The 24,816-nt window shown below is 41.6% G+C and carries 23 protein-coding genes; 9 read left to right on the plus strand and 14 right to left on the minus strand.

Translation table 11 applies throughout. From position 1 onward, the window contains the following. The first annotated feature begins 32 nt into the window (after window positions 1–32). The 3 genes from AAFX28_RS01035 (at window position 33) to AAFX28_RS01045 (ending at window position 2,729) form a co-directional block, all read left to right on the plus strand. On the plus strand, window positions 33–587 hold the full coding sequence (locus tag AAFX28_RS01035) for a TRAP transporter small permease subunit (RefSeq protein WP_408684831.1): 555 nt from the start codon (window positions 33–35) through the stop codon (window positions 585–587). Then, a complete protein-coding gene (locus AAFX28_RS01040) occupies window positions 577–1,962 on the plus strand; it encodes a TRAP transporter large permease subunit (protein WP_053439048.1) in 1,386 nt (461 codons plus the stop codon). Before AAFX28_RS01035 ends, AAFX28_RS01040 begins: the two co-directional genes overlap by 11 nt. A gap of 194 nt (window positions 1,963–2,156) precedes the next feature. Continuing rightward, window positions 2,157–2,729: a YceI family protein gene (locus AAFX28_RS01045; RefSeq protein ID WP_408684833.1), complete on the plus strand. Its 573-nt coding sequence runs from the start codon at window positions 2,157–2,159 to the stop codon at window positions 2,727–2,729. 134 nt (window positions 2,730–2,863) lie between these two features. Here AAFX28_RS01045 and AAFX28_RS01050 read toward each other — a convergent pair whose 3' ends face one another. The 3 genes from AAFX28_RS01050 to AAFX28_RS01060 form a co-directional block, all read right to left on the minus strand. Continuing rightward, window positions 2,864–3,649, minus strand: a complete 786-nt coding sequence (locus tag AAFX28_RS01050) for a heparin lyase I family protein (protein WP_408684835.1) — start codon at window positions 3,647–3,649, stop codon at window positions 2,864–2,866. A gap of 322 nt (window positions 3,650–3,971) precedes the next feature. Beyond that, window positions 3,972–4,478: a DUF3087 domain-containing protein gene (locus AAFX28_RS01055; RefSeq protein ID WP_408684837.1), complete on the minus strand. Its 507-nt coding sequence runs from the start codon at window positions 4,476–4,478 to the stop codon at window positions 3,972–3,974. A gap of 99 nt (window positions 4,479–4,577) precedes the next feature. Then, complete coding sequence (locus AAFX28_RS01060) at window positions 4,578–5,765, minus strand: benzoate/H(+) symporter BenE family transporter (RefSeq protein WP_408684838.1); 1,188 nt, start codon at window positions 5,763–5,765, stop codon at window positions 4,578–4,580. Window positions 5,766–5,853: 88 nt separating this feature from the next. On the opposite strand from AAFX28_RS01060, the gene AAFX28_RS01065 reads away from it, so the two are divergent. From AAFX28_RS01065 to AAFX28_RS01080, 4 genes are all read left to right on the plus strand, one after another. Beyond that, entirely contained in the window at window positions 5,854–6,417 is a 564-nt protein-coding gene (locus AAFX28_RS01065; protein ID WP_408684840.1) for a helix-turn-helix domain-containing protein, read from the plus strand. Window positions 6,418–6,559: 142 nt separating this feature from the next. Next, the gene (locus tag AAFX28_RS01070; RefSeq protein WP_408684842.1) at window positions 6,560–7,102 is read left to right on the plus strand and encodes a TetR/AcrR family transcriptional regulator; all 543 of its coding nucleotides are present in this window, start codon (window positions 6,560–6,562) and stop codon (window positions 7,100–7,102) included. 91 nt (window positions 7,103–7,193) lie between these two features. Beyond that, window positions 7,194–7,697: a GNAT family N-acetyltransferase gene (locus tag AAFX28_RS01075; protein ID WP_408684844.1), complete on the plus strand. Its 504-nt coding sequence runs from the start codon at window positions 7,194–7,196 to the stop codon at window positions 7,695–7,697. A 77-nt stretch (window positions 7,698–7,774) separates the two neighbouring features. Next, complete coding sequence (locus tag AAFX28_RS01080; RefSeq protein WP_408684845.1) at window positions 7,775–8,110, plus strand: YjhX family toxin; 336 nt, start codon at window positions 7,775–7,777, stop codon at window positions 8,108–8,110. 65 nt (window positions 8,111–8,175) lie between these two features. Here the strand turns inward: AAFX28_RS01080 and eamB are convergent, their stop codons facing one another. Further along, entirely contained in the window at window positions 8,176–8,760 is a 585-nt protein-coding gene (eamB, locus tag AAFX28_RS01085) for a cysteine/O-acetylserine transporter (RefSeq protein ID WP_408684847.1), read from the minus strand. Window positions 8,761–8,873: 113 nt separating this feature from the next. Between eamB and AAFX28_RS01090 the strand changes: the two genes are divergently transcribed. Continuing rightward, window positions 8,874–9,749: a LysR family transcriptional regulator gene (locus AAFX28_RS01090; protein ID WP_408684849.1), complete on the plus strand. Its 876-nt coding sequence runs from the start codon at window positions 8,874–8,876 to the stop codon at window positions 9,747–9,749. A 120-nt stretch (window positions 9,750–9,869) separates the two neighbouring features. Here the strand turns inward: AAFX28_RS01090 and AAFX28_RS01095 are convergent, their stop codons facing one another. The 10 genes from AAFX28_RS01095 to AAFX28_RS01140 form a co-directional block, all read right to left on the minus strand. Then, window positions 9,870–11,129: an RHS repeat-associated core domain-containing protein gene (locus tag AAFX28_RS01095; RefSeq protein WP_408684851.1), complete on the minus strand. Its 1,260-nt coding sequence runs from the start codon at window positions 11,127–11,129 to the stop codon at window positions 9,870–9,872. A gap of 47 nt (window positions 11,130–11,176) precedes the next feature. After that, a complete protein-coding gene (locus tag AAFX28_RS01100) occupies window positions 11,177–15,025 on the minus strand; it encodes a hypothetical protein (RefSeq protein ID WP_408684852.1) in 3,849 nt (1,282 codons plus the stop codon). A 47-nt stretch (window positions 15,026–15,072) separates the two neighbouring features. Beyond that, window positions 15,073–16,146 carry a hypothetical protein gene (locus AAFX28_RS01105; RefSeq protein WP_408684854.1) on the minus strand — a complete coding sequence of 358 codons (1,074 nt, stop codon included), beginning with the start codon at window positions 16,144–16,146 and terminating at the stop codon, window positions 15,073–15,075. Window positions 16,147–16,626: 480 nt separating this feature from the next. Next, window positions 16,627–17,838 (minus strand): B12-binding domain-containing radical SAM protein, encoded by a 1,212-nt coding sequence (locus AAFX28_RS01110; protein WP_408684855.1) that lies wholly within the window; start codon window positions 17,836–17,838, stop codon window positions 16,627–16,629. A gap of 30 nt (window positions 17,839–17,868) precedes the next feature. Continuing rightward, entirely contained in the window at window positions 17,869–18,021 is a 153-nt protein-coding gene (locus tag AAFX28_RS01115) for a hypothetical protein (RefSeq protein ID WP_408684857.1), read from the minus strand. Window positions 18,022–18,085: 64 nt separating this feature from the next. Beyond that, on the minus strand, window positions 18,086–19,381 hold the full coding sequence (locus AAFX28_RS01120; protein WP_408684859.1) for a sensor histidine kinase: 1,296 nt from the start codon (window positions 19,379–19,381) through the stop codon (window positions 18,086–18,088). Then, window positions 19,378–20,055: a response regulator transcription factor gene (locus tag AAFX28_RS01125; RefSeq protein ID WP_408684861.1), complete on the minus strand. Its 678-nt coding sequence runs from the start codon at window positions 20,053–20,055 to the stop codon at window positions 19,378–19,380. Before AAFX28_RS01125 ends, AAFX28_RS01120 begins: the two co-directional genes overlap by 4 nt. Next, window positions 20,052–20,954 carry a sterol desaturase family protein gene (locus AAFX28_RS01130; RefSeq protein WP_408686792.1) on the minus strand — a complete coding sequence of 301 codons (903 nt, stop codon included), beginning with the start codon at window positions 20,952–20,954 and terminating at the stop codon, window positions 20,052–20,054. Before AAFX28_RS01130 ends, AAFX28_RS01125 begins: the two co-directional genes overlap by 4 nt. Before the next feature lie 21 nt (window positions 20,955–20,975). Then, window positions 20,976–21,518 (minus strand): hypothetical protein, encoded by a 543-nt coding sequence (locus tag AAFX28_RS01135; RefSeq protein WP_408684863.1) that lies wholly within the window; start codon window positions 21,516–21,518, stop codon window positions 20,976–20,978. Window positions 21,519–21,704: 186 nt separating this feature from the next. Beyond that, entirely contained in the window at window positions 21,705–22,898 is a 1,194-nt protein-coding gene (locus AAFX28_RS01140) for an acetate/propionate family kinase (protein WP_408684865.1), read from the minus strand. 408 nt (window positions 22,899–23,306) lie between these two features. Here AAFX28_RS01140 and AAFX28_RS01145 point away from each other — a divergent pair, with 408 nt between their 5' ends. Next, window positions 23,307–24,806: a putative bifunctional diguanylate cyclase/phosphodiesterase gene (locus AAFX28_RS01145; RefSeq protein WP_408684867.1), complete on the plus strand. Its 1,500-nt coding sequence runs from the start codon at window positions 23,307–23,309 to the stop codon at window positions 24,804–24,806. Window positions 24,807–24,816 lie beyond the last annotated feature (10 nt).

Here is a 24,816-nt window from a genome sequence, read left to right on the forward strand (position 1 = left end):
TGTTGTCGGCCATTGGTTGTAAGGAGTTGCCAATGAGCAAGGTACTTTATTCTACCCCTACTTATCCTCTCTATTTTCATATAGAACGAGCAATCACCAGTACTAGCCGCTTTCTCGCGTGGACCAACTTAGCTTTAGTCTTGGTGATTATAACCCAAGTCGTGCTGCGCAAAATTTTTGCCAACGGACAAATCGCACTAGAAGAACTGCAATGGCACCTTTACGCCACTGCCGTCATGTTTGGTACCGCTTATGCGCAAGTAAGTAACTTGCACGTTCGTGTCGATATCTTCTATCACAAGTTTTCAGAGCGTAAAAAAGCATTAGTCGACCTATTCGGATTGTCTTTATTAGCGATTCCATTTGTTGTTGTGGTGATACTCCATTCCTATGACTTCGCCTATGAATCTTGGCGTGTGAATGAAAGCTCCGCCTCCCCTTCTGGCTTGCCTTATCGCTGGCTAATTAAGAGCGTTATCCCTTTGAGCTTCTGCCTACTGCTACTATCGATGGTGGCCAGAATCTTACGTAACATCGAAACCTTGTTTAAAGGCGACACATCTCAAGGAGAGCATCATGGAAGCTAATGAATGGATCGTTATTGCCATGTTTGGCTCTTTTATCTTACTGCTATTTACCGGCATTCCTGTCGCCTACGTTCTGGGCGGAATCGGTGTTGTCTTTGCGGCGATTGGTTATTTTGCTGATATCTATTTAGATACCTTCACCGGATTGGATTACACCAGCTTAGGCTTAGTCGTTAACCGTATTTATAAGATTATGGATAACTGGATTTTGGTCGCGCTTCCGATGTTTATCTTTATGGGGAACATGCTCGATAAATCTGGTATTGCCGAGAAGCTAATGTCTTCAATGCAAGCACTGTTTGGTAAGGTTCATGGCGGTTTAGCGATTACCGTTATGGCAATCGGTATTATTCTCGCCGCTTCAACTGGTATTATCGGCGCGTCTGTCGTACTGCTTACTGTGATGTCTCTGCCGAGCATGATGCGTCAAGGCTACCATTTACCGCTTGCGCTGGGTACGGTCGCCTCTGCGGGTACACTTGGTATTCTTCTGCCGCCATCGATCATGCTGGTTATCATGGCCGATCAGCTTGGCTTATCCGTTGGTGATTTATTCATGGGCGCGATTATGCCGGGGTTATTGCTGGGTAGCTTGTACATTCTGTATATCTTGATTGTCGGCAAAATGAACCCGAGCAAAGCGCCAGTGCCTGAAGACGTTCAGCCTGTTGAATGGGGTTTGATCCTGCAAGTGTTCAAAGATATTACCCCGACAGTGATGTTGATTTTCTGTGTGCTTGGGTCTATCTTCGCGGGGGTTGCAACGCCAACTGAAGCGTCTGGTATTGGGGCAATGGGCGCAACGCTACTCGCGGCCTACAATAAAAAGCTCAACCTTAAAGTGCTTAAAGAGGTCTTACTCTCTTCGTATGGGACTACCGCATATATCTTTATGATCTTCCTTGGCGCATCTTGCTTTGCCTTGGTATTGCGCGAATTAGGTGGTGATGAGCTAATTGAGTCATTCCTAACCAGCTTGCCATTTGGCCCGTACGGCATTATCGCGTTTATCTTGCTGATTGTGTTCTTGCTCGGTTTCTTCTTAGATTGGATTGAGATTACGCTTATCGCCTTACCGCTTTTGGCTCCGGTTATCTCAAGTTTAGGTATTGAGCTTGACGGTCATGGCGTGGTCGATAACCCAAGCTTAGTATGGTTTGTGATGTTGGTTGCCATGGCGCTGCAAACAAGCTTTTTGACCCCGCCTGTTGGCTTTGCCTTGTTCTACTTAAAAGGCGTTTGCCCAGATGGTGTTGCACTCAAAGATATTTACCGCGGCGTGATTCCGTTTATCTTAATTCAGCTTACCGCACTTATCTGTTTGGTGATGTGGCCCCAGTTAGTACTCTGGTTCCCAAGTGTAGCGTATGGATAACTGCAATTAATAATGAGGAAGCCAGCGATATTGGTCGCTGGCTTTTTTGTTTTTTCAGAATTGCGGAAGCAGCTCTGCAAAATTATTGGACTGAGTTTCTCAAAAATTTTCTTAAATCCGAACTACTATCGAGAAGCACATTGCTCAACAAATATGCTCAACACATACCTTCAAAAAATAAGAGGTAATAAAAAATGAAAACAGTCCTATCTACCTTCGCTATTGTACTCACGCTATTTTCTGGCGTGTCCATCGCTGCAGATAACTACACATTAGATTCAGACTACTCCTCGATAAGCTTTGCCACTATTAAAAAGCAGTATGTCATTGAACCAGCGACGATAAACAGCCTATCAGGAACGTTAGACAACAGTGGTCAGTTTACTGTCTCTATTGATCTAAACGGGATTGAGACCGGGATTGCCATCCGTAATACCCGCCTTAATGAACTTTTCTTTGAGTCAGCGAAGCATTCTCCTGTGACGGTAAAAGGAAAAGTTGATTGGACATCATTAGACAACGGCTCACATAGAATGAAAGTACCGGCTGAGGTAACTTTGTTTGGCACAACCAAGTCTATTGAGTTCCCAGTTGTCGTGTTAAATGCTGACAATACCGTGATGGTGAGCTCTAGCGCACCTGTGATTATTGGTGCTTCTGACTTTGGGATCCCGAGTAAGAACTTAACCGATCTAGCCGCAACAGTTGGAGGTATTGAGATCTCTGATAGAGTGCCTCTTACGTTGAACCTGACGTTTAAGAAGTGATTTGAGGCGAGATAACAAAAGTTGTTGTAATCCAACAAAAAAGGTCGGTATTAAAATAACCGACCTTTAGTTACTTGAAGCTTATTCTACAGGTGCTCTCCCTGTGGTGAACCCACTTCCGAGCAATCTCACTGTTAGCGAAGCAAATCTTCTCGGTTATTTGCCCTAGAAACATTCTTATAGAAAACCGTTTGTGTCGGTACAATGTCATCTTTTGTAGGCTTTATACTCTTCGAGTATCTAAGTCTATAACGTTCTAAAAACGAGCGATATATTCCATACTTAAAGTACACCGTATTTGCTTCCATTGTCTGTCCAGAATAATCAACCTTCTGCTCACCATTCACCCAAACCCGAAACCAACCGTTATCATCTCGTGACCACTTAACGTCTATTTCGATTTTGTGCCACTTACCTCTCAGTTCCTCTTCTGATATCAAAGGATATAGTTTGCGAGTTCCCCCCCATACTTGATCATCTAGATAATAGCCGCCATCTGCGTTTTGAAACATCCAGACTGGATAAGAGTTAACTTGGTGAAACTGGCCTAGCGCTACTTTAGTTGGGTAAATATTCGTGTAACCGTCTGGAAAGTAAATTTCCCAACCATACCAATAGTGATCCCCATTGTGAGTTGCCTTGTTTCTTTCACTAAGTTCGCTTCTCTCCCTGTCTTTTTTACAATCATTCCAATCTTGATTAGAAGCACAATCACCATAGCGAACTTCGAATCGTTCAACTAAGGCTTCAGAAGCACTTTCAGACAAAGGATCTGTGGTCAAAGTGTAACCGTGAGATTTATTATTTAATGAACGTTGGAAGTCACCATAATTACCTCTATTTACTTCATTTACTGAAGAACAAGCTACAAGAGAAATCAAAGCGATTATGGAAAAACAGGCTTTATGTACTAGCGGCATAGGTTTGCTCTTAATTGTGTTTACAAAATCGTCAAATAAATATAGCAGCTATTTCACGTAATCAAATATCAAGGGTCTCAATATAAAATCATTCCCTTAATATAAGTATCTAAGTTGAATATCGTTCTAGTGGCTTAAATGACTAGGGAGAAACTGCCGTGGTAACTAAAGAGGTTTCTGCTATTTCACTGCAATCCCCGGGAGGGAGGTACGACCGAGTTAGGGCCCTCTAATAGCAGGTGTCATTCCTGCTATTAATGAGTTCACTATGAGATAGGTATTTGGAAGAAAACGATTAGAAGAAATCTAACCTAACGACGACTTAAAACGCCTTAAGAATCGCCGAATCATAATTCGAAATATCTAACTTCACACTGTGTTCTTCTATCAAATCATCCAGTTTAGCTTGAGCGGTATTCAAGCTATCCATCGTGATGGTATTGTCGTCCAATTGCCAAAGCTGACGAGAGCCATCGTAGCTAAATTGAAGCGCCAGCATTGCATCTGCGTTGCCCTGCTCTGCTGCGGCATCAAGCTTTCTCTTCTTACGGTAAATGAGGTTTAACGCCTGCTTAAGATCCCAAACGTAGGCTACTTCGTGCATTTTTGGATGTGTCTTGAGCTTAATTAACGTCATCACCACACCTATTGCGCTGACAATCACGCCAAGTAAATTCCAGTGGAAGTGAGAACCAGACTCTGATGGAAACAGGAAAATAAGAGCCTGAGAGATAGCAAGGCTAGATACCGCTAAGACTGCGATACACGCGACAATGACAATGTTTAAACGTGAACGGTATAACTGCTTATCGATCTTCTGTAATTTCATTGATAATCCATTGTTAGAACAACACTAACATCGCTTAGATTGGGAGGAATAATTCGCTCATTATACATTGTTCTCGATTCAAAAGGGTTTAAGCCACGATTAAGTTGACGACTGCCCCTTCACTTGCGCGACGTTTGCTCGACGATTCAGTAACCAACAACAAGCCAAGCCCATACATAATCCCCAAAACGCACTACCTATTCCAAGAAGGTTGATACCAGATGCGGTTAATAAGAACGTCAACAAAGCGGGCTCACGGTATTGGGAGTCCGCCATAGAAACCGATAAGCAATTCAACAGCGTGGGCATAATCGCTAACCCAGCAATCGCAATTACGACAGCTTGAGGAACTGCGCTAAACAGTGAGACAAACGACATACCCATTATACCCGCCAAGAGATAAAATACGCCCATCGACACGCCTGCCATATATCGTGTTTTTGGATCTTCGTCGGCATTAGGCCCCATACAAATAGCCCCTGTTATCGCCGCTAAATTAAACGCAAATCCACCAAAAGGTGCCAATAGCAATCCAGTAACGCCGGTTGTCGTAATCACTTTAGACGAATCAACCTTGTAGCCATTCGCTTTTAAGACCGCAAATCCCGGCAAATTTTGAGAGGCCATTGTCACAATAAACAATGGAATACCAACACTGATCATCGAGAAAAGTTCAAAGTCTGGAACCATTAACACTGGCGAGGTAATACCCATTGTCACTTGTGTAAGATCGAGTTTCCCCATCCCGATACACATAACGAGTGCGGTTAAGAAAATACAAGGAATCAGCAAGTTACCCAATCGAACTTTGGCTAGTATGAACAGTGCTAGCATCACGGCGACAATGAGTAACTCTTCCATGAGCGACGTAAATAGACCAAGGCCAAATTGCAGTAAGATCCCGGCTAACATGGCCGATGCAATTGATGTTGGGATCTGCTTTAACACCTTTTCGAATATACCCGCTAACCCCACCAGCGTAATCAATAGTGAGCTAAACAAAAACACAGCGATCGCCTGATTCATCGTTAAGCCATCAAGAGAGGTGATCAGTAAGGCAGCTCCAGGTGTCGACCACGCGGTAACAATCGGTTTTTTATAATACAGAGACATTAATATCGTCGTCGAACCCATACCAATGCCTAGCGCCCAAAACCAAGAAGCAACTTGATCTTCCGTTGCGCCAGCACTCATCGCAGCTTGGAAAATGATCGCTGCTGCACTCGCATAACCAATGAAAACGGCGATAAATCCTGTACTGATATGAGAAAATTTTAACTGAGTCATGTTAATCACCCTCCTTGTGCGTTATAACGTCCATACAATCAATCTAGCATCTGTGCGTTATAGCGCACAAGTTATTTGTTGAAAAAATATGCAAACAGAAATAAAAGTCGGTGATAACTTAAAGCGTCTTCGTAAGGACAAAGGCTGGAGTCTAGACAAAGCAGCGAAAGAAACAGGTGTCAGCAAGGCCATGCTGGGGCAAATAGAACGTGGCGAATCTAGCCCAACTGTCGCGAAGCTATGGCAGATTGCTTCAGGGTTCGAGGTTTCATTTTCGAGCTTTATCACCACCAGCTCTAACAATGAACTTACCAGCCTATTTAGAGACGCTAATGAGCTTAGACGCGAAGAGTACAACGTTGGTTTTTTTGTCAGCTTGTTGTTCCCTTTTGAGCCTGCGCTTGGCTTTGAGATATTCGAACTTACCCTCGCCCCGAACTATCAGCACGAGTCAGAGCCGCACAACTTAGGCGTTACTGAACACATCTTATGTATTTCTGGCGAAATGGAAGTATTTTTTGATGGGAAATGGCATAGATTGCAAGCCGGCCAAGCCGTTCGCTTTAACGCTAATCAGCTTCATGGATACAAAAATATAGGCAAGGAAAACGCCGTATTCCACGATGTGATTCACTACCCCCAAAGCAAGTAACCGTTCATAACGATAAAGCGATTTCCTCAAGTCATTGAGAGCGTATCGAGGTTCAAAGGATCAAGCTGCTTGACAAGATCCTTTCGAGCAATTAAATTACAAACCGACCAGACGGTCAGCAAGTTTAAAGTAAGTTAAAACCATGGACAAAAGACAACATATTATTGAAGTCGCGACTCGTATGTTTTCAGAAAACGGGTTCGAAAAAACGCCAATTTCTGTAATCTGTGAAGAAGCAGAGGTATCCAAAGGGCTGGTTTTTCATCACTTCAAGAACAAAAATGAGCTACTTCGAGAAGTCTTCATTCATATCACTACGATAATTGAAGAGGTTGACCAACAAGATGCGAATGTAGGCAGCAACGACATCCGCATAGAATCTCTCATTGATTCTATCTTTGACGGAATGACTGTGTCTGAACACCGTAAAATGTACCAGTTCAACTTTAGCGTTATGGTGCACCCTACGACGAGAGCGATCGTAGTTGACTTGATTGAAGAAAGGTACAAAGGGTTACAAGTTTCGACTGAAGCCGTGTTTAAGGCTCTTGGATATAGCAATCCATCAGTCATCACTAAGATGTTTATCGCCGAAATCGACGGTATTGCAATGAACTACCTGCTGAATGATGATTTTCCGATTGAAGAGATCAAGCAAGAATTTATTAAAAAATACCGCCGATAAACTCTTAACTACGCACAATTTGGTGCGTATTTTTTCAACCAACATCAAACCGACCATCCGGTCAGCCACTTTTGAATAACAGGAATGAAAGATGAAAACTCCATACGAAATACAGTTTGAAGCGTTTAACGCAGACAGTTATTACACCGAAGCACACGCAAAATTATATGCTCAGTTTGCCAAAGACCTCATAGACGAAGGCAATTACTCAATCTTATTTAAAGGTGTCGCACACGCATGTTACACACCAATAACGATTGATCGCGCCCCTCAATTGAAATGTTTTGTACTCGCTCCACTAGCGGTATTACCAGCTCATCAAGGTAAAGGTTACGCAACACAACTTATGGAACAGGCTGAAAACGAACTAAGTGCAGATGTGGTATTCGTTCTCGGAGATCCGAAACATTATGCTCGACGCTTCAATGCGAAACATAGTGTCGCATTGCCTGTGGGTTCTGGCGAAACACCAGAATTCTGGTTTGCTCGTGAAATAACGCCTGGAGCACTAAACGGAATTGGCAAGTCTTCATCAACCATAAACGGTGTGTTCGCAAACCCACTCATGTGGAGCAACCCAGACGACCAAATATAGCGTCTGTACTTAGAACTTAAACGACCATTAACAAGGTGATTTTTGACTAGAACACTAAATAGTATTGTATAAGCGCCGTGTTTGCTGCCAAGGGCGACAAGCACATCTTCAAAACCAACCATGAGGAAAATTTAAACTATAACTGGAGAGATCCCGTGAATTTATCAAAACAAGAGCAACGTGTACTTCACACACTTGCTATGGGCGGAGAGATTCGTCGTTACTTAGATGAAAATAGAAAACTCACAGAAGTCATTTGTTTTACCCGCGAAGGTTATGGCTTATCAAATTGCACAATCGATGTATTTAGAAGCCTAAAAAGAAAGAAAATGATTAGCTCTAAAAGTGGCGGACCTTACCGAATAACCTATTTCGGCGCGACTTCTGTACAAGCTCAGATGAATCAAAGATAGGTATCATTAGCAAAGGCGGACCATTTGGTGCGCCTTTTAAAAACTCGCCTTTGACTTTAGCCCACTCAGGCAAACAACTGCACTGCACAGTAAAGCAACGTTAGGGCTGAAGTGATATTGATGGCCTTACCATATTTTTGGAACTGCGATTGAAGCAACTTCCCAGCGACCGCCCAGATCATGTTGCTCACCAAAGCAATAAACGCAAGTAATAGGCTCGTCGCTAAAATCCAAACGATGTCCTGAGTGTAAGGCAGTACAAACGTCGAAATCGATGTTACACCATAGAGAATGATTTTGACGTTCACAAACTGCAGACCAAAGCCTGTCAGGAAGGTTATACCTTCAGAATCTTCCGATGCAGCTTTAATATCACTTGTCGCGATTCCCCAAGCCAACCATACAATGTAAGCCGCGCCAACCCATGTCAGCCAAGGTGTAATCACAGGTAAAAGGTTCACCATGTGATACGTAAAAATGCCGCACAATAGCATTAAAACAATGTATCCACAGAACATCCCAGAGATCACTTTGCTCGAACGCTTTAACCCATGCTGCGTTGCAACACTGAGCGATAAAATATTGTTCGGCCCTGGCGTGATCGAAGTAATGATTACGTAGGTGAAAAATGCGGTATAGATTGCACTCATCTCTATCTCTCCTGTTTTTTGTGCACTATACTTCCCTACAATTAATTTAAAAATTGAATATATTTGAACTTAGAGTTTTAACTTTTCGAACTATATTCATCAGGAGTTTGGTCATGAATTTAAAGCGCTTCCTTACATTTAAAACCATTGTCGAGGAAGGCTCGTTTCTAAAAGCTTCACAAAAGCTCTACTGCACACAGTCAACGGTGACTTTTCAGATCAAGCAATTGGAGCAGGATCTATCACTACAACTTTTCGAAAAGATTGGGCGCAAAATGGTGCTCACTCAAGCAGGAGAAAAGATCCTTCCTTACGTTTATGAACTCACAAGAGTGATGGAAAACATCGAAGGAACCGCGCAGCAAGAGAGCTCAGAGCCAACTGGTGAGTTAAAAGTACTGATCGCCGAAACTCAACTCGCCTATAAGATGGCCAATATTTTAAAAGAGTTTCGACTCAGAGCACCTAAAGTTAGGCTCTCTTTACAATCGCAAAATTGCTATAGAATTCGCGATGAATTGATTGCTGATAAAGCCGATTTAGGCGTGTTCTATCAGGTGGGAAACGATGATTCTCTTAAAGTACATGAGTTTGATCATGAACCACTAGTACTGGTCGCGTCACCACTTTTGAAAGGTTTAGATTTACAAAAACCAGACCAGCACGTCGATGTGGGGTTCATCAGCAATGGTCCCAAATGCCTATTTAGACAGACATTTGAAACCATCATCCATGAGCGTAATATCAGCATCGACAACATGATTGAGCTAAGTAGCATCAATACCATTAAAAACTGCGTCGAAAGCAATATTGGAATCTCTTACCTTCCTCGCTTTACGGTTGAAAAAGAGTTACGAGAAGGCCGCTTACAAGAGCTTGCCTTTAGCGATAAACCACAAATGATCAAACCGCGTTGTGGCTATCACTCTGGTAAATGCGTAACACCAGCAATGGAAGTCTTTATCGACTGTATGCAAAATAAATATTAAAGAGGACAATGCCGCTATTGAGCTACCTACAAGTACGTTGAAAGCACAATACCTGATGACTTAAAGCGCGCTCAATAAGGCTATCGCTTAAGGCAACTTCGCTACTGATACTGAAACCATTTAATTCAAATACTCTAATCCATAGCCATACCCGCTGTTCTCCGAACCTTTCCCTTTCCATCCTTCGTGCCTTTTAAGATCAGAGTAAAAATCACCAATTTCAATTATCTCGCTAGAAAGTTCAGAGTTAATGGAAGCTGGCCCGATTAATCCAGTTCTTAATACCGACGTTGGAGCATACATATTTATCTTTTGAACAATATTCCGAGCTATTCGTGTACTCCGAACCGTCTCTTTTCCCGCTTTTGCCAGTGCGACTTGGCCGTCACTTGCTGAGCCAAGTTTCTTACCTAAGAAATCAACGCTACTTTTTCCACTGTTGAAATTTTTGCTAGAGTGCCTCCCCAACCCGCTTGATATCTTCGATGCTACCATGCGTGCTGGAACTCTAGAATAGAAAGGAAGCTTACCGATGTTAGCCCCGATATTGAACCCAATCCCGACTTTACTAAGTGTGCTGTTTCCTTGGTAACTGGCTGCCAAACCCATGGAAGTACCTATGGTATCCAGTGTTTCCAGCCCCATTTCTACTTTGGAGATCCACTTTGCTTTAGATATCTGTTGGATCATATTCTGTGTAGAGAATCCAAGAGTTCTATTCGCTTTTGAAGCCAACCCCATCGCTTTTGTTCCCGACTTCATCACCCCGACACCACCAATAGCAACCGATGCAACATCAACAACTAAGCCTGACCATGAAGAAGCTTTTGATAAATGGCCATAAGCCGGATGAGAAGGGTCATCTATAACAGCAGCAGCAATCCCAGTCGAGCCTGAAACAAGACCTGATAGTAGAGTTGTGGTAGATAGTGCCGCAGCTAATGTGGGTGCAGCCAGCCCTCCTGATAAAACGGTCGCTGTAAATGCTGCGATAGAGAAAATCACGCTTAGAATTCCCCCTATAAGCCCAAGAATATCAAGGCGACCATCGGGATCAATTCGATTGAAAGGGTCATTACTTACAAACAAGTACCCATTTGGGCCGGCCTCACCAAAGGGGGAAGTTTCCATATCAAATTGTTGGAATCGGCGTAAATATGGATTATAGAAGCGGTAGCCATTACCGTACCGATAAATGCCTAATACAGGATCGATTGGTTGCCCATGAAAACCGATAAGGTTTCTATTGATCAACTCCCCAGACAGGGACTCAGTAGCCATCGCATTGACTGGTAGAAGAAACCCTAAAGGTAAGGCTGGTAGAACTGCTACCGATGAGCATGACTTGAGCAAATTACGTCTGGATATGTTTGTACTCATAATTATCCCCAATTTTGACAAATTGTTAATAGAAAAGTAATGATTAGCTATGCGTTTCCAAATGGTGTGTAACGAGTATTGTCCGTCAGAGTTGAAGAGCCATCATCACTGAATGAAACAATATTGCTCCCCTGACTATCTGCACCTAATAGTAAGTTTCGACACTCATTACCATCATTAATGGTACAAATGACGTCTTTGTTGTTGTATTTCTTATTTTTTGTTTCTGTACCACCACTACATTGGTTAATCACACCTTCCCCACGGTAGTAATATTCTATATCTGCATAACCCGCAGGCTTCTGAATGGCTAAAAAACCACGAGAATCATATATATAGTCAGAGAGTTTATCGTTATTCTCGTCATGCACAGACTTGAGGCGGTTAAAGCTGTTATAGCTATATACTCTGCCTTTTTCATCTGAAAGCATATTGCCGGCATTATCATAGGAAAATGTTGAATCACTATAGTCTGCGTGTGTGTGCGAGACCCTTTTCAACTGAGTGACATGTGTAGAGTCATAGGTATAGGTACAGATATCCGTCGAATTATCAGCAAATACACTAGATACCGTTTCTATGTTACCGAAATGATCATAAGTATAAGACTGGCTACTAATAAACTTACCCTTAGAATCCTTTGGAAGATCAACCCCTATACAGTTGTAGCTCTCCAAACGGTTAAGGCTATCATAGGTAAGCGTTTCAGTAGTGATGCCTAGATTGCTGTTGGTAAACCTGCGTTTGTGAATAAGCCCATTGCTATAATAGGTGCTTTCAATCTTGGTATTTAGCGTACCGTTTATCGTGATTTCTCTCTTTGCTTCGCTACCAATTGCATTAAAATAAACTTCCGTTTTAAGCGTATTAGCACCGCTTGTTGACGTGAATCCTTTTTCTCTTCCGAAATCATCGTAGTGAATAATGATAGAGGTATTACATCCTTTATCTTCAAAGTTAATTGTTTGAACTCTTCCGAGTTCATCGTAACCAACCACTTTCTCGACGCCACAAAAATCCGTTTCGTAGAGCACGTTTCCAAGTAGAGAGTAGTCGAATGAAGCACTCCGAGAATTATCGCCTAGAGTCACAGTCTCACTACTCAACTGTCCGACAGTGTTATAGCTATAGACATTCTTACTGTGTAACGTCGACTCTTCTCTCAGAAAACCCGTAACACTGTCATTAATATAAGAACAAGACACTGTGGCATCAGCTGCTTCAGTGATAGAAACCACCTCATCAATATAAGGGTCATAATCAACTGAGAGTATGTTTCCATTTGGTGTTGTTATCCTAGAAGCCTTAGAAGAAGAGCCCATATAGGAGAAAGATGTGGTACCACCGAGTTTTGTTTCATTTTTTACACGTCCAAGTCCATCATAGTTTCTAGTACCAATAGTGTGTCCATTCAGCTTAATAGTAGAAGCCAGATCAGTGGTAGAAAATGACTCGTATTCCATAGACATGCGATATTCTTCGCTTTTGTGCATCATGTACTGCTCGGTCATACGATCACAGTTATCATAGTCATAACTGGTTACCTGACCGTTTGCGCCTGTCGACTCTCGCAATCGATGATAGCCATCGTAACTATTAGATGTCTTCGATTTTTCTACACCATTTTTGTCATACAACTTTGTCGTCAGTTCTTTACCAACCAGATTATAGGTAGAGAATTGAGAACTAAGCCCTTCAACTCCTGAAGTTACCGTCAATGCAACAGGGTTTTTACTAACAAACTCTGCGACACCATCAGGACGCGTCAATTTACTCACCTCTCCCCATAGGTCATATTCATAAGATTCCAGCTTGCTGACTTCCTTCGTTGATATCGTCCCAGTTTCAGTATCTTTAATATCAGTCCAGTCTCTTGAGGTTGCTGAGATCATTTGCCCTAAATTGTTATAATGTCTCTCCTCGATCACTCTTTCGATATTATTTTTGTCTTTCTTCTTCTTACGGATCAGGTTTCCCGCATTGTTAAATTGGTACGTTTCGCTAAAACCTGCATTGGTTGTAATAACAACTTGATTTTCGTTGCTACCATAGTGGTAGGCAAAGCTCTTCTTCTTTTCTCGATCAGTACCAGGTGCAACTGTCTCAGCCGTTACCATACCAAAGCTATTATGTTCAATATTGATGACAATTCCTTTGTCATCCGTAGTTTGAGCCATGTTACCAGTGACGTAATCAAACTTTTCTGCCTTTTTAGCAATATGTCCATCATGGGTTACGAGAACATTTTCCATCTCTAGGTTGTATTCCGAAAATACATAATCATTTTTTGAGGTACTCTCTAGATTATTGACAATCGTTTTTCTGGATTTCAGCCTGCCATATTCATACTTCTTGCTTTTATCTTGGTGATATTCGAAAATTATCTTGTTGTTATGGTTAGTTTGTTCGCTAGGAGCTACAAAATACTCCCCTTCTATAAGTGAATCTATTTTCTTATAAGTGACAGTCTTAACCCTATCCATTTCACCATAATGCTTAGATGCAGGAATTAGCCTCTCACTTTTCATAAACCTAACCATCCCAAAAGGGTGCGGTGGGCAATTTATTTTTCCCTCTACACTTCCAGATGCATTTTTTGTCTCCCCTCCTTTCGGGTAGAAAGTACGATGAATTTCACTTCCATCCTCATTTCTTAACCATGTCTCATTGCCATATTCATCGATGCTTCTTTCTATAGACTCCGTGCGGGTTTCTCCATCCACATAAAAAGTAAGCTCTTCCTTTCTTACAAAGCTGTAGTTAGCTGGTTGATAATCTATCGACCATGAAAGGTTTGCAAAGTAGGTATTTTTCTGAGCTTGGTAGAGTACCCCATCGTTATAACAATACTCTTCTTCTAACAGATGATACTTATTGTAAATGCGAACTATCGACAAACTTCCAACTGTCTCAGTGCTGGAGTATTTATAATCTTTCCTAGCAGAAAAAAGGATGTCTTTACCTGCTTCCCATGATGCGTCGCTACCGAAACCTAGGTAGTTAAAATCTGAATAATCATAGTCTGTTATTGTCGAATCTTGGTTTTCTCCCGATGTGACAATATATTGTTGAACATATGGCAGTTTTGATATTGGTGCACCAGTTTGAAGACTGTGCCCTTCATCACGATAAATGATATCTTCAATTAAGCCTGTCGGATGTATTACTTTGGTGATTAACTGAGCCGTACAAGTCGACACATATCTATAATCCATACTTGTGTATAGATCATCCTCATTCGGTAACGAAATATATTGAAGTAAACCTTGCCCACTTTTCCATAACGTTGTTCTGCTTTTCAAGTCATCACGATTAAATATAGAGATAATTGTTTGCCTAGGCGTAGACCACCAATCAATATAAAGGCTATTATGATTAGTATCAGAGACTTTCCATAAAACTTTCACATTATTGTAATAACTATAATGAAAATCAATTCTATGCCCGTGCGGAGATAGAATATGACTAACTGTTCCATCATCCCAATTTATATGTTCTTTCACCCCATTTTTGTGGGCAACGACTATTTCGCCCGTTGACTGACCAGATAACGACTTATAGAAAACACGAATATCTTTACAACGACGATAAGGAATATCATATTCATTTAAGTTATTATTCCACTCTATTTTAAATTGTTGACCTGACTGGAGAGTTAAGATACCTGTATTTTTATTAAATGAAGTAATAGCCAGACTCCAACCAATGCCATATACACCTTGGTGAGAGTCTAGCGCATTATAGTTGATTACTGCTTTGAAGTTCGGCCCAGACAAGTTGTTCGACAACAACTCACCCAAAACAAAACTTAATGAATAGCTCCCTGTTCTATTGTCGACCCCAGAGTTGATAAACTCTGAATAATTATATGCATTACTGGTGACGATATTACTCATAGTTTACCAACCTCATTATAAATTATTAAACCAAGGGAAAGATAAATTTAATAGAACCTGTAGTACATATTTCCATAACCATCATTAACATTTTTCCTAGCAATGTTAATGTGACCTTTATTTCCATATATATCGTAGAATGAAATATTTCTTTGTAATGTCTCCCAGTTCATAAGTATATTTACATATACTTTATCCCTCTTACTTTGCACACCGCGTAGCTCTGCAAAAACGATAGCATTAGCAGTATTTACAGGAAAGCTTCTTGTGACCGCCCAGCGATAACCAGTAGAGTATGCATAGTTATTTGTTTGATTTCTATTAGGGTATAAGACGTAAAGTGCTGAATCTTTTTTATCCTTTGGAAGCTTAGAGCCAATTAATATTCTTCTTCCGTCATCCTGCATATTAGTTCCCGCATCAATACTTTTTATAATAATATTAGAAGAAGATTTTGGAGTAAGTTTCGTGTAAGTGGCTGCATAATGCCCCCAAGGAGAACTAGGGTTACCATTAAGGTCATACCACGTATTAATCGGAGTTGTTTGGTCAAAGTCACTTATTGAGTATTGCCTTTCAGGAATAGTATCAATATAAACAAGACCATTGTTTGTATCTCCAGAACATGTGGATAATGTTGAGTAACGATTACCATTAGATGCTGTTACTTCTGCACATATGGTTCGATCATTGAGAACACCAGTTGATAAAAATAATGTGGTAGTTTGTTTATCTGGGTCCCCGTAACTGAAGTTGCCGGGAGAGCCCAAAGTCCCATCGATATCGTGTGCATAACCATTACTACTGTTGCTGACATTCCAATGGCTAGGGAGCTCGCGTTCTGTGTAAGCTTCGCGTACAGATATATCAGTAACAGTGTAACCATCCGCAAGCTCGTAAGTTATATTTACAGCTGCCTGCATTCGGCCATTTGCGTAAATAGTTGTATCAGAACGGCCGGAAGTTGTTCTAATTGTGACTGAGTCAACCCCACTACCAGGAGGACTGGGTGGCACGTCGAACATATTAGGAGCGGAGATTAATACATTAGGGGGTGGTGAGGCTAATATATTAGTTGAAATTAAAGTAAGGACTACTGCTGGTATATATTTTATTATCATAATGAAACTCCTTTTATTGCATGATGTTGCGAGTTACTGCTTAAGTCATTTTCAATTTAAAATGAACCCACACACATGTCACCAAAGTGTTTCAAATGTTAAGATCTTGTTTCAAATAACTAAAAAATAAGAATTATTGACAAAGACTTTTCTTATAGTTCCATAATATTTCCTACTTTCAGTCCCTCTTGGGTTAATTCTAAAAGCCGATTTAGGTGTGCTCTATCAGGTAGGAAACAATGATTCGCTTAAAGTTCATGAATTTGATCATGAACCGTTAGTACTAATCGCATCACCACTTTTAAAAGGTTTAGATTTACAATAAACAGACCAGCACGTTGATGAAGGGTTCATCAGTAATGGTCCCAAATGCCTATTTAGACAAACATTTGAAACCATCATCCATGAGCGTAATATCAGTACTGGAAGTCTTTATTGACCGTATGCGAAATGAGTATTAATGCATGCTTTGCTTGTCCCCTAAGTAAGCCACGCAGCTACTCTGTCTTTCAAACTCGTATGCTTGTACCAAATCCAATAAAGCCCATCTTCTAACTCTTTTGCGCTCATACGACTCGGCTGGTATACAAGGTGGCTACCATCATATTTCGACCAATCTCTGGTTAGAATACGCCCTTCTCGCTCTAATTTGTCAAACGAATCAGAGCCAGGAAATGGAATCATATAATGAGGGATCACTTTATCCACTTTGATCTCTTCGATAAACTTTTGAGTTTGTTTGAAAATTGAAGCATCATGCTCATCAAAACCAAATAAGAAATCACCCCATACCTCGATTCCATGCGAACGAATCTCAGCGATGTATTCTTTCATTTTGGATGGTTTTACGAAGCCCTTCTTCTGTGCTTTTAATGCCGCTTCAGAAGGTGTTTCTATACCTAGTAGCACTGCTTTAAAACCCGCATTAGCTGCAGTGCGAAGTAGCTCTTTATCACGAGCAATCAGAACCGTTGTTTCACCATAGAACTTCATATTTAATGGCTCAATCGCTTTGAATAGCGCCATAGCGTACTCACGATCATAAGTTAGATTGTCTGAGTGAAGCTCAACCCACTCTATTCCTATACTTTTTAATTGTTCTAACTCACTGACGATCTTCTCAATCGGTCTTTGTTGATATTTACTGAAGAATCTCGGTACTAGGCAAAAATTACACTGGAATGGGCACCCCCTCGTAACGACTACCGACCAAATATAGTTATACACCGATGGGTCTATAATGTCCGTCGGGTATGGGTTTAAGATTCCAAGGTCAACAGGATGAGAACTTTGATATATAGGTTCAAGTGTGCCTAATTCTGCATCTTGGAGTAGCTGAGCCCAGTAGTTTTCAACTTCTCCGATAATCAAGCTATCTGCATATTGCGCTGCTTCTTCTGGGTTAAACCGAGTATGTAACCCACCTAATAATACTGTTTTACCTCTCTTCTTATATTCATTGGCGAGCTCGTAGGCTCGATAGGCATCAGGAGTAGACATAAATATCACGATCAGATCCGCATTTGTGTCTAGTTCAGCTTTTGCTCCAATGGTTTCATCCACCATGGCTAATTTGTACAACTTTGGTGTAGCCGCTGCGGCTGCAAATATATTTTGCGGTGGACCACCAGTTTCAGCTTTGTATTTTGAATAGTCACTACAAGCGGATGCTTTGATTAGATAAATTTTCATGTTTGCTCCTTAGCGGTAGATAGACCTTTTCTAGCTTCTCCAGCTATTGCCGAAAAGCAGAGAAACACCGACAGAAACGCCCAACGCAATTAAGATGTTTGGCAAAGTGGCTCCCCAAATTGCGCCACATACGGCTAAGGTAACAGCAGCCCAAAGTATAGTTTCAAGAATCCAAGTGCTCATATGATGACTCCTAGTGGTTAACTTAGGAGCCATTGTAGAGAGGTAATAGTTAACTTTTGGTTACCTATTTGGAAGAAGGTGAAGGAATAAACTCAACGCAGGCATGATGGCGCTGCTCTGCCGTGTAATGATTGAAGTTCCACTGCTTATGCTGACAAAGACGTTCGATAAGCAGGAGCCCAATACCAAATGAATTCGTTGTACTCTCTTGGTCTGATTTCTCAACAGCGTTGGAGACGATAATCCTATCAGGGAAGACGGCTATATTGACGTCCCCTTCAGAGGCATGCTGAAAAGCATTTCGAACAAGATTATTAATAACGACTTCGACTAAAACAACTGGCAGAGGCGCTGAAATACATGACTCTTTCGCCGCAATATTGACCTGTAGTTTTTTATCGTCAGCTAAATAACGATGACTGGAAAGCGCTTCCTCAACTGTCGCTTTCATGTCAACTTCACCCATATTAACGTCTAGCTGTTGGCTGCGGCTCATCCACAAAAGCGAAGTGACTAAATTCTGCATTGTTACGATAGAACGATTGATACGAGCAACTGCCCGTTGCCCACTCTTACCCATTGACTCGGATAATCTGGTTAGCATTTCGCTACTCGCAGAAATCGTGGCAACGGGGGTTCTTAACTCATGGCTGGCCGCTCGTAAGAAAAACTCCTCGCGTTCAATCGCTTGCCGTTGATATTCCACGCTTTTCACCAGCTGGTTTGCTAATTGTTGGAGCTCAGCATAGCGGAAGTGCTGTATCTTATCGGTTTGTTCCAGATCCAACTCTCGCGACCAATCCGATAGTTGCAAAATTGGTTTTGTAAGGCGATGAATCAGGAAACGGATCAGTACGAACACCAAAAGCAATAACGCCCCGATTAACCAAAAAGCCGAGTGAACTTGGTCTACTGACTCCGGAGGGCTTTGCTCATAGAGTTGATAGTAAATGGACTCATCGTATTCAGAAACAACATAAAGATAGCTCTGTTTTTCTGCCACGTATTGGTAGGTAGCGTAGTAGTAATGGCCATACTCGCCTGGCTTTCCCGGAACGTATTGTTCATAGATCACTCCCGTTTCTAAGGAAGACCAATCGAAATGTTCCAAATAAGCCGTGGGAAGTTGCTCTAAGTCGGTGAATACCTGTAAAGATTTGTTATTAGAAGAAGGCAGAGCTCCACTAGAAAGGTACTGCTGCTCGGCAACTTTAACTTCGTAAAGAAACCCATATTTCGCGGACTCTTTTAACCCAACTTCATAGCTCTGATTAATCATCAGCAAATAGACAGACGTTAAGACAATCAGTAGCCCAAATAAGTAGACATAAATGTCTCGTTGGATGCTAACTCGTTTCATTCTATCGCCTCACGGAGCACTATCCCTACCCCATGTACGGTATGGATCAATTTGGAATTAAACGGTGCATCAACAACTTGGCGTAACTTAAATAAATGGACCTTCAAACTATCTGCACTTGGGAGATCATCCCCCCAAACCTCATCTTCTAGCTGAGTTTTACTCACCACATTAGGGCTATTTTGCATCAAGCAGACCAGCATTTTCCAACACACCGGAGGCAACTTTAATACCCTACCTGAACGCACAGCTTGGTGTTTATCAAGGTCTAGAGATAAATCTCCAACGCTCAAGTTAGCAACTCGATTTTTCACTCTTCGCACCAATGCCAAAAGGCGAACCTGAAGCTCAGCCATCGCAAACGGCTTGACTAAGTAATCATCTGAACCTGCTGCGAACCCAACTAGCTTGTCATCTAGCGTGTCTCTTGCCGTCAACATGAGTACAGGCGTTGTAATGCCTTTATCTCTCAGTGATTGGCAGACATCAATGCCATCCATTTTTGGCATATTAAGATCGGTTAATATGATGTCGTAGCGATTTTCCAACGCAAGGTTAAGCCCTGATTGTCCGTTATACGCAAAATCAAAATCAAAACCGTCTAGTTCCATATAGTCACTAATAGCTTCGGCAAGATCTTTATCATCTTCGATCAACAGGGCGTTAATGGTCATTTATTCAATTTCCTTTTTTGTTCTTGCTCATACTGCCATGCCCAAATCGGTGGTTTAACGAGAAGGTTAAAGCGATAACGCCAATTCGGCCCTTTCCACAGTTGTTGCACTAACTTCGCATAGCCATGTAAATAGACTTTAACTGGATTGACAGAATTTATCCGTGGGAACACTCCATATCTCACTGTTTCTTCTTCACGGGTAAAGGTACCAAATAGACGATCCCAGATAATAAAGATACCCGCATAGTTCTTATCTAAGTAAGGTTTATTCGTTGCATGATGCACTCGATGATGTGATGGCGTGTTAAAGATCGCTTCAATTGGTCGTGGCAGTTTCTTTACCGTCTCAGTGTGTAACAGAGTCTGGTACAACTGCACCATGGTCTCACACATCAGTACAACAAAGGGATTAAAGCCTAGCAAAATCAGAGGTAAATGGAAAAAGAATGGAAAAAACCAATCCAACGGACCAAAGCGATACGCCACCGATATATTGAAATAAGGCGAACTGTGATGAACAGAATGCGTACCCCATGCAAATCCATTGCTGTGCAAAAAACGATGTTCCCAGTAGTAAGCTAAATCGGCCAAGATCAAACAGCCAAGAATCGTCCAACCAGTATTGGGTAGCTGAGTTAAACTGAAATTTTCGTAAGCGTAGACAAACGCCCCGACGTAAGCGAGGCCTACGAAAATTAACGTCAATATTAAGAAAGCCAAGGTAACTAGGTTGGTGACACTGTCACCCAACATATTCCAGCTTAGTTTTTTCTTAAAGCCATAGCGTACAAGTTCGATCAAGAATATGACTGCAGCTATTAGCACGAAATTATCATCAACCCACGCTTCAGTGAAGATTATCGTAGCTTCTGAAAACACTTGAGACATAAAATCCATCATTATTCCCTTCTCAAACGATTATTTGTAGTAAACCACGAGTTGACTAGACTCTTGTTGCCCTAGCAGATTTATGTAGTGTGTCTCTACTACCGCTTCAATTGGCTTAGTGAAATTTATATCTTGCCACGCACTTTCTAGGTCTGCGGCACTATATTGGCCACGGGTTAACAGTTGCTGCTTATTTGGTGTAGATGGTAGCTCAAGGCTCGTGCTATTTGACTCGCGTTGATCTAACCCTACACCAATCGTGACGTCGGCTTGTGTAAAGTCAGAGCTAAAGTTTTTATATAGCGCCACAAATCGATCAGATGACGTTGGCAAATTTTCTTGAAGAGGGAGTTGCTTTTCAAATTCTCTCCAAAGGGAAAGAACATTATCTAATGCTACCGTTCGGGAAACGACGGGAAGTAAATAATACGCTGACGCTTTAGACTGTTTTTCTTTGGTTTCGGCGAGCGTTTCAGGAACTATTTTTTCAGCCATTGCAGGTTGATTTACCACGCCTCCCCAAATTGCAGCGGTAATTGCCGCCGTCGTTAGTAATGATGCTAATAGTTTCATCGTATTCCCCTATATCACTTATCTATTTTAGTAACAGTGATAAGGATAAGGGGGTAAAGGTAACCAAAAGGTTATCTTTTACATGATGATCTTTCAGTAAACGCTATATGGGCAAAAGTGAGGTAGTAACTCGTAACGTAAAAAAGCGAGCACTTAGGCTCGCTTTTTAACCAACTTTTAAAACTATTACAGAAGTTCTACTGACTGTTGTGCGATTACAAACTCTTCGTTTGTTGGAATAACCATTGCCACTGCATCAAGAACTTGAGATTTCGCGATGATACCAGCGTTACCAAAGCGAGCGTCTTCATTGCCCTTCTCGTCTTCAACAAAACCTAAAAGTTTAAGGTTGTTTAGAATCTCACGACGAATTGGAAGTGAGTTTTCACCAATACCACCAGTGAAGATAACTGCATCAAGGCTGCTAAGCGGGATTAGGTAAGAGCCGATGTATTTAGCCACGCGGTAAGTAAATACCTCAAATGCTAGCTTCGCACCTTCATGGCCATTTTCCATCGCTTCTAGGATGCCGCGAGCGTCAGACGTTAGGCCAGAAACACCTAGGAAGCCTGACTTCTTGTTCAACGTTTCAAACACCTTCTCAGTAGTCCAACCTTTCTTGATTAGGAACTCGATAACGCCTGGATCAAGGTCACCAGAACGAGTACCCATCATCAGGCCTGCAAGTGGTGTAAAGCCCATTGAGGTGTCAACTGACTCACCATTTGCGATAGCACACACTGAAGCGCCATTGCCTAGGTGAACAGAAATAAAGCTAGACTCTTCTACTGGCTTGTTCAGCATTTTCGCAGCTTCACGGCTTACGAAGTAGTGACTAGTGCCGTGGAAACCGTATCGACGGATACCGTACTCTTTATATAGCTCATTTGAAATCGCACCAGTGAATGCTTTTTGCGGCATCGTTTGGTGGAATGCAGTATCAAATACAGCGAATTGAGGTAGGCTTGGGAAAGCTTGCATAGCAGCTTGAATACCTTTAGCGCCTGCTGGGTTGTGGAGCGGTGCCAGATCAGACAAGTTTTCAATTTCTGCTAGAACTTCATCATTAATTCGTACGGTAGAAGTGAATTTTTCACCACCATGTACGATACGATGACCCACGGCAACTAAATCTTTTGTGAAACCAAGAGTTTCCATCAATGCTACGATTCGATTGATTGCATGCTGGTGATGATTGTCTGGTGCGTTGATCGCTTCTTCAGTTTTCTCACCGTTATACTTCCAGCTGATTACTGCTTCTGGTAGACCAAAGCATTCACCTAAGCCACTAACAATTGCGTCGCCAGACGCAGAGTCAATCACTGCAAACTTTAAAGATGAGCTACCAGAGTTAATGACCAGCACAAACGAATTCGACATGGGTATGTTCCTGTTTCAGAGCAATTTGATGAAGCGTACTGCTTCTATTGTATTGTTGATGCCATTATTCAATATTTTTTGAATCTTTCAACTTATATTTGAAACATTCAACAATATAAATAATTTTTGTTGATCTAAAGCAATTGTTGATTTAATTCGACATGGAAAATTAATAACAACTTTATAAACAAGGGATTTCTGGCTATTACTTACTTTAGAGCCACAAACCATGCTTGATAATCTCGCTAGGTCTACTACAATTTAACAACATATTATACTGTTACTTTGGTAGTTAGATTGTTCACACTTGCGGTCTCATTGATCATCATTGGTATATTCTTCTTGTTCTACGGTTTAGTTCTCGCAAGAAAGATATGCATCAAAACAAAACACACTGGATGGAAACTTTTGAGTGCATTGATAGCCTGCTTCATCTTAGGTTATTCACTTGTTCTTGGTTCATTGCTACTCGAGCAGTCCATGAGCCCTGTGCTGTTTGGTTTATCCATTATTCTTTTCTCAGGCAGCATTTTCGTTTTAATCGTCACTAAGTTCAGTCTCCAAACCATCCACCAGCTACATGTCATGGCTGAAGAAGAAAAGCACAACGCACTGCATGATCCTCTGACGAACTTACCAAACAGAAAACATTGTATTGAGACGATCAATTTTCTACTCGATGGTGATGTTTCTTTTCAGTTAATGCTGCTCGATATTGTTAATTTTAAGCAAGTAAATGACGGGATGGGACATTTCTGCGGGGATCAACTTTTGATTCAAATTGGGAATAGAGTCAGAGCTAACCTCGATAAAGGTGACTTCCTAGCTCGTATTGGGGGTGATGAATTCATCGCCATCCTACCAAGTCGAACATCCGAACAAGCATTGGAGGTTGCTGATGAAATCAACCAAATGCTTAAACGTCCCTTTTCAATCGATGGGTTTGAACTTACCAGCAGTGCGATAATTGGAATTAGTGCATACCCTGACCATGGTAACAATGCCGACCAAATCATTAATGCTGCCGACGTCGCAATGTACTGGGCAAAAGCATCTGACAATGAGGTCGCTCGATTCTCTTCACACATGTCTCAAGATGCGCGTAAAAAGCTCGAAATTTCTCGCCAAATCGATCGCGCGCTAGAAGAAGATAGCTTTCAACTATTTTACCAACCAATCATCTGTGCAAAGCGTGATGTCGTTTGTGGCTATGAAGCCTTAATGCGCTGGTTAGATGAAGATGGATGCCCAATAAACCCAGTCGATTTTATCGCCATTGCCGAGCAAAGTAACAAAATCACTTCCGTAACAGAGTGGATGCTGGCGCGGGTTGCCCAGGATATTACTCGGTTAACCGATGCGGGCATTTTTTGCCCTATTCATGTCAATCTTTCAGCGAAAGACCTCATGAGTAAAAACCTAGAAAGTCAATTAGGCCAACTGGCGTTTGTAAACAAAGACTTTGCAAAAATGGTGGTATTGGAAATCACCGAAACCACAGCGATAAACCGTCTCCGTAGCCCCACCACGTTACTCGAGAAGCTAAAAAAGTTGGGATTCAAAATTAGCCTAGATGATTTTGGTACTGGGTTCTCTTCCCTCTCGCTGCTTCGAGATCTCCCAGTTGATCAAATTAAGATCGATCAATCGTTCGTTTATCAGCTAAATAAAAACGAGAGAAATCGTTCAATTGTTGTGAATTCAATTTCGCTTGCACATGGACTCGGTTATACCGTAGTAGCTGAAGGGGTTGAGCATCAGGAAGTCGAAAACACACTCAAAGAACATGGCTGTGACTATTTACAGGGCTTTTATTACAGCCCAGGATTGCCACTCGAACGTGTCATTAACTGGACCCTAAGCCGTGACTCCAACAATTACCCACTAGCCGCAACATCACAGATATAAAAAAGCTGCC

The sequence above is a fragment of the Vibrio sp. TBV020 genome, assembly GCF_046056895.1.
GTDB lineage: Bacteria > Pseudomonadota > Gammaproteobacteria > Enterobacterales > Vibrionaceae > Vibrio.

Coding starts and splice junctions, on each gene's coding strand:
- AAFX28_RS01110 (WP_408684855.1), bottom strand. CDS start 17,838: ATGAAAATTTATCTAATCAAAGCATCCGCTTGTAGTGACTATTCAAAA.
- AAFX28_RS01105 (WP_408684854.1), bottom strand. CDS start 16,146: ATGATAATAAAATATATACCAGCAGTAGTCCTTACTTTAATTTCAACT.
- AAFX28_RS01095 (WP_408684851.1), bottom strand. CDS start 11,129: ATGAGTACAAACATATCCAGACGTAATTTGCTCAAGTCATGCTCATCG.
- AAFX28_RS01130 (WP_408686792.1), bottom strand. CDS start 20,954: ATGGATTTTATGTCTCAAGTGTTTTCAGAAGCTACGATAATCTTCACT.
- AAFX28_RS01120 (WP_408684859.1), bottom strand. CDS start 19,381: ATGAAACGAGTTAGCATCCAACGAGACATTTATGTCTACTTATTTGGG.
- AAFX28_RS01135 (WP_408684863.1), bottom strand. CDS start 21,518: ATGAAACTATTAGCATCATTACTAACGACGGCGGCAATTACCGCTGCA.
- AAFX28_RS01100 (WP_408684852.1), bottom strand. CDS start 15,025: ATGAGTAATATCGTCACCAGTAATGCATATAATTATTCAGAGTTTATC.
- AAFX28_RS01125 (WP_408684861.1), bottom strand. CDS start 20,055: ATGACCATTAACGCCCTGTTGATCGAAGATGATAAAGATCTTGCCGAA.
- AAFX28_RS01070 (WP_408684842.1), top strand. CDS start 6,560: ATGGACAAAAGACAACATATTATTGAAGTCGCGACTCGTATGTTTTCA.
- AAFX28_RS01060 (WP_408684838.1), bottom strand. CDS start 5,765: ATGACTCAGTTAAAATTTTCTCATATCAGTACAGGATTTATCGCCGTT.
- AAFX28_RS01055 (WP_408684837.1), bottom strand. CDS start 4,478: ATGAAATTACAGAAGATCGATAAGCAGTTATACCGTTCACGTTTAAAC.
- AAFX28_RS01140 (WP_408684865.1), bottom strand. CDS start 22,898: ATGTCGAATTCGTTTGTGCTGGTCATTAACTCTGGTAGCTCATCTTTA.
- AAFX28_RS01050 (WP_408684835.1), bottom strand. CDS start 3,649: ATGCCGCTAGTACATAAAGCCTGTTTTTCCATAATCGCTTTGATTTCT.
- AAFX28_RS01090 (WP_408684849.1), top strand. CDS start 8,874: ATGAATTTAAAGCGCTTCCTTACATTTAAAACCATTGTCGAGGAAGGC.
- AAFX28_RS01065 (WP_408684840.1), top strand. CDS start 5,854: ATGCAAACAGAAATAAAAGTCGGTGATAACTTAAAGCGTCTTCGTAAG.
- AAFX28_RS01040 (WP_053439048.1), top strand. CDS start 577: ATGGAAGCTAATGAATGGATCGTTATTGCCATGTTTGGCTCTTTTATC.
- AAFX28_RS01035 (WP_408684831.1), top strand. CDS start 33: ATGAGCAAGGTACTTTATTCTACCCCTACTTATCCTCTCTATTTTCAT.
- eamB (WP_408684847.1), bottom strand. CDS start 8,760: ATGAGTGCAATCTATACCGCATTTTTCACCTACGTAATCATTACTTCG.
- AAFX28_RS01075 (WP_408684844.1), top strand. CDS start 7,194: ATGAAAACTCCATACGAAATACAGTTTGAAGCGTTTAACGCAGACAGT.
- AAFX28_RS01115 (WP_408684857.1), bottom strand. CDS start 18,021: ATGAGCACTTGGATTCTTGAAACTATACTTTGGGCTGCTGTTACCTTA.
- AAFX28_RS01045 (WP_408684833.1), top strand. CDS start 2,157: ATGAAAACAGTCCTATCTACCTTCGCTATTGTACTCACGCTATTTTCT.